Below are 5,155 nucleotides of genomic sequence, written 5' to 3'. Positions count from 1 at the left end.
CCACTTTAGATATTTGTTTAAGATGAGATGTAACTCATTGAAATGTGTCATCATATTCGTCGTCAGAAAACAAGTATTATGCCATTATTTCAATGAGTTATCTTTTTTTGTCGTGTACAAAGAAAAACTTTATTAGTTTTATTATCAAAAGTAGAAGCCTGAATCATATTACCTTCTTCATCAATTTGCCAACTTCGACCTTTATCAAAACTAACCGCTGCTATATCTCTTTGATAAGGGTAGTTATTTGAATTTTTAAAACCTGAACTGTATAAAACTCGATTCTGACCCATATATAATTTACTCAACTGTAATGCATTTCCAATTTTTACTTTTTCAAGCCATTGATATTTATTTTGTTCATTTGGTGCGGCAACTAAAAAGGTAGTTTCAGTATCTACATGACCATAGGTTTTTTTCTCAAAATCATAAACCATCCCTAAAACGTAAAGTTTTTCCCCTTCACTATTAATATCCACAATATCTGATTTTGGTAGAGTGAGGATAGGTGAATATTGATCTATACGATTGTCTTTGGGATCATCACTCCACGGAAACTTATAAACCACACTTTGATATTGGCCTTGATGATCGAATAAATTAGAAAAATAAAAATCTTTGGTTTTCTCATCAAAATGATAGGAGTTAAAAAACTCATCCATTCTAAATTCATATTTCATCGCATTTAATTGGTCAACAATTTGCTTTGGCATATGGATTTGTATCCATGTTTTTCCTGCATCAGAGGTACGCCACAACGTCTTTTGCTCACCTATGGCATATCCATATACACCAGTTTCATCGAAAAGTACTTGTTTAACTTGTCTAAATGGCGGCCAACTTTTAAGTTGAGTAAAAGTTTCTCCACCATCTATCGATTTAAATATTTTATAACGTCGTGCTTTTCTAATTTGATCTTGTTCAGGAATCGTATCGACGAGTACATAATCTAAAAAATAGGTATTAATATAAATCGTGTTAAGATCAGCTGATTGCCACCATTGTCCAGTCTGAGCTGGTTCTTTAAATACTAATTTGTCTGGCTTTCCTTTTCCCCCTGATAACACCTCAACGGTCATACGGTTTAAAACTTGACTATTGTCTCTCATCCATTCTTCTTTATACTTTGAATCTATAAATTCACCTTTCTCATTTAAGATATCAACAAACTCAATTTTTTCTTGATTGATATAAAATAACAATGCTTTGTCTTTGTTTGCGTTAATCGCTAAGATCCCGCCATTAAAATTATTTTTAGCAAACTCAAATTCAGTTGCCCACATTAGACTGCATCCTGTAAAGAAAAAAAGACTGAGGAGAAAGATAAAGTACTTATTTTTGATCATGGCTTAATCCACAAAAATTGATCGTATGCGTTTTATGGTGTTATCAAATAAGAATTTAGCCGTTCCACCTATAAAGGGATAAACCACTTCTGCTACCTGTACCGCTTGATCCCATGTTTCAAAATCCATCCATTCTTGAAGATTCGGCTCAGCAATAATACGAAGTAAATCAGTAAACGGAATTTCTTGAATGCCACCATCTATATATGCTGGAACATGCGAATTAAATGCAAAAGTTTTAAAGTCTTTATCACTAAGTTCAACGGTTTGCTTTTTAAAAGTCATGTTCTGACTGGCTTTCGGTGCTAACTTACAAGGCAATTTAATCACATCGCCTTTATTATTTTGATCTAAACCAAGATCCATATATTTTTGTAAATATTTTCTGGCATTGACTAACCATCTTTTCCCCTCAGGGCTTTTCATACTTGGGAGTAAATAAGCACCAAAACGTGAACAGTAATAGTATCCATACGCACGATAATAAGTAGGCGGCAGATGCCCGCAAGTGGCTGTATGACGCTTCATAAAGTCAGCGTAACGTGACCAGTTTGGATCAGACCCATCTAATTTAAGCAAAGATTCTCTATTTTTGATGACCTTTAATGCAACCTCTAAAGCGAGTTGCCAACGTTCTTGTGTTTTTGTAACATCGATTAATACATCTGCATGATTTAAGAAATATCGGATATTAATTCCATTTTTATTAACGGTTTCGCCTTTTTTTATAGGATCATCTTTATAAGGAACATAGTAATAACCACAATTTCCATAAACATGGTCTAGTGCCATATTCACAACAGTATTGCATTTTTCTTGTGGATTCACATAGACCTTAGCAACACTATTATTTCCAACTGGTGTCAAACTTTGATTTATACTTTTCTTTTGTTCAGACATCTCATTTCCAGAACTAATTATGATCGTCAATAAATTCAATAGAGTTTATTTTTAACTGTTTAGAAGACAAAGCTGTCTCTGTGTAACCCTTGTCGTCAGTAGTCCCCTCTAACTCACTGCCATCACTTAACGTTAAGAGATATTTAGTATTTTTAACTGCAATATTTTTTACTTCATCAAATACCTTAACTTTTAGATCATAGAGCTGATTTCCTATAATACTTTTATCCACCGATTCGCCAGATTTAAAAGCATGCTGTCCAGCTTTAGACTCATTAATACCACTAGTTTTAGAATAAATTCCTGTATCTTTTATACTGATTTGAGAGCTCCCACCCGTAATCACGACTTCTGTCGGACTTGTAATGTAAACCTTTCCTTCTGTCGATTTAATTGTTAAGTCTTTTCTCGAAATAATATCTAAAGCATTAGAAATTGATTTAATTAAAATTTTACCCACACCTGTGATTAAACTTGCATCTTCTCTTGCTGCAAAGAGACTAATTTTTTTACTCGCTTGAGCAATTAGGCTATTTTGAGTAGAAATATTGATGCTTTCACCTGCACTATGAACCATAAAGCCTTTCGCCACAGTATGGATATTTTCTTCACTATTTATTCCTATACTCTTTGGTGAAGCTAGAACCATCACAGCCGATTTGAATGCATTCGCTTTTTCTAAATCTTCAGTTGAAAGCTGTTCAATAAATTCTTGGAACTTGCTTAAAATTTCTAGCGATGTACTTTCCAACTCTACAGCCGTCTTATTCAATGCTGTTGCTTGGTTCAAGCTCTCTAAAAACTGCTCTTGAGTCATTTTTAGCTGTAGATGATCTTTAGATGCTTTAATTTGCTGATAAGTACTTAGTAGTAAACCTTGTCCAGCTCGTACTGCCCCCCATTGATCGGTCCGCAGCTCAAAACCTTCACCCCGATCTTTACTTTCTGCTTTATTTTTTGGATGACTGAGCTTACCGAGGTTCAGTTGGCTCGCACCATGACTACTTTGCAGCTGGGTACTAATTTGCCCCGTGGTGTCATCAAAGCGTAATTGACCAAAACCCTCTCCCGCCACTTCTTTGGAACGAATTCCCGCGAGTTTTTTGGTATCGGGTAATTGTCCTTTATTGTCAAATTTAGTGGGACTACGCTGCGCTTCGTGAATACGCCCCACGACAAATGGTCGGTCAATGTTGCCATCAAAGAAATCAACGACGACTATTTCACCAATTCGAGGTAAGAAGCGTGCGCCATAACCTTCGCCGGCCCAAGGCGTCAGTACATCAACCCAAGCCGAGTCTGTGTCATTATTGTTCGCACCTGCACCGCCATCATGACTATGATCATCAGAACGGGTAAACAGGAAACGGACTTTAATCCGTCCCCACTCATCGACATGGATTTCTTCACCGGCAGGACCCACAACTTTGGCACGCTGTGGATGTGTTACTGGTCGATGTGTAAGTGGATTAAATTCAGGGACGGTCGTTATATTTCGACGTTGTAAAGCCAAGGTATTGGCTTGGCGTTCATCCGCATCGCTTTGTTTGACTTGCCACTGACTTTGATGGATTAACTGTGTAACTTGATCGGTTAAGTCTTTGGGTAAATTATTTTGATTATAAAAAGACTTGGATAAAATCAAAAATTCTTGATCTGCACCACGATGCTGGTCAATCTCTGGATGCTCATCCAATTTGAACCAATAACCAACTTGCGTATCACGTACGGTACTTTTGGCAATAAATTGTTTGGCTTGAGCTGCATAATAATCACTAAAATTTTGATTGAGACGTTCAACTTGAGCACTATTAGAGGCAGTTGCAGCATCTTCACCATTCAGATCTTGCATCCATGCAGGGCTCACATGCCATGCCTGCTCTAAGCTTAAGCTCGCATTATCTTGATTTTGACTATGTAGGTGCTTGCTTTGTACTGCACCACCACCCTCGTCCTGTTCAAGCACATCCGCTTGCCACCGCTGCACATGTACCGACGTCGGTTGCAGACTGCGCTGACCGATAAAACTGGTCATACTGTCATTTTTTTCAGTCGCACTACTGCGATGAAAACGGATATTACGTCGCTCCAAAGCTTGATATTGGCTATTTTCATCAATCAAACGTAGTTTTTGAGCTGCTATGGGTGTCGCAGACGATGTTACAAAAGATTGAGCTTCATCAACCAACCAATGAATGCCTTCACTGCGTAGTAAACGGGTAATAAAATCATAGTCGGTTTCATTACTTTGCATCATGAATGGTCGAACGTCATACTCTTTTTTTAAGCCACTTAAGTCCAAACTTAAGCTCGCTGCAAAAAGTGGGCTCTTTTTTTGCCATTCCTTAAAAATAATCTCGACCACATCTTTGACCGATTTATTCATAAACACACGGCTATTACGACGCTTATACCACAATGCCGTTGCATCTTCTAAGGTCAACTTATATAGCGTTAATGCACCATCACTTTGGCCTTGAAATGCTTCTGTAATGATCCCGGTAATACGGAAAAGTTGTCCAGCATCGGTCACCTGATCGATTGCGACTTGTGTACCAATAAATTGTTTCAGTTCGAGCGTGGCAGAAGTTGAGAGACAGATGAGCTGAACATTCAAACCTTCACTTAAGGCATGTTCCCCATCAATACGTTGCAAGAATACTTGTTCATTCAGCGTGGTATTGGAAAATTGAATATGCAAGGCACGTTTTTGTGGACTAATGCCCAATTTTTCAAGTGCAGAATAAATATTGTTCAGCATGTTTATTATCAAAAATCGATTTTTTATCACTTGGAGCGTAAAACCTCGTGGTTCAGCACGAGGATATAAGCGACTGGCGTAAGCCATACGACATGGAATGTCGTATTAAATATCTTTGTTGTTCATTACTTAAAATATTATTGTTAAA

General features: G+C 37.3%; 3 protein-coding genes. All 3 read right to left on the bottom strand.

Annotated elements, in window-relative coordinates; genetic code table 11:
• Positions 1 to 89: 89 nt before the first annotated feature.
• Positions 90 to 1,283, bottom strand: coding sequence for a hypothetical protein (locus FTT84_RS16850; RefSeq protein WP_180081928.1), 1,194 nt, complete (start codon positions 1,281 to 1,283; stop codon positions 90 to 92).
• Positions 1,284 to 1,349: 66 nt separating this feature from the next.
• Positions 1,350 to 2,246 (bottom strand): hypothetical protein, encoded by an 897-nt coding sequence (locus FTT84_RS16845; RefSeq protein ID WP_180081926.1) that lies wholly within the window; start codon positions 2,244 to 2,246, stop codon positions 1,350 to 1,352.
• 13 nt (positions 2,247 to 2,259) lie between these two features.
• Entirely contained in the window at positions 2,260 to 5,007 is a 2,748-nt protein-coding gene (locus FTT84_RS16840; protein ID WP_180081924.1) for a type VI secretion system Vgr family protein, read from the bottom strand.
• Positions 5,008 to 5,155: the final 148 nt, after the last annotated feature.

This window comes from Acinetobacter sp. YH01019 (assembly GCF_013420285.1).
Taxonomy (GTDB): domain Bacteria; phylum Pseudomonadota; class Gammaproteobacteria; order Pseudomonadales; family Moraxellaceae; genus Acinetobacter; species Acinetobacter gandensis.
This window is presented reverse-complemented; position numbering and strand designations above follow the sequence as displayed.

Excerpts from the sequence above, each read along its gene's own strand:
- FTT84_RS16845 (WP_180081926.1), bottom strand. The coding sequence starts at position 2,246 with ATGTCTGAACAAAAGAAAAGTATAAATCAAAGTTTGACACCAGTTGGA.
- FTT84_RS16850 (WP_180081928.1), bottom strand. The coding sequence starts at position 1,283 with ATGTGGGCAACTGAATTTGAGTTTGCTAAAAATAATTTTAATGGCGGG.
- FTT84_RS16840 (WP_180081924.1), bottom strand. The coding sequence starts at position 5,007 with ATGCTGAACAATATTTATTCTGCACTTGAAAAATTGGGCATTAGTCCA.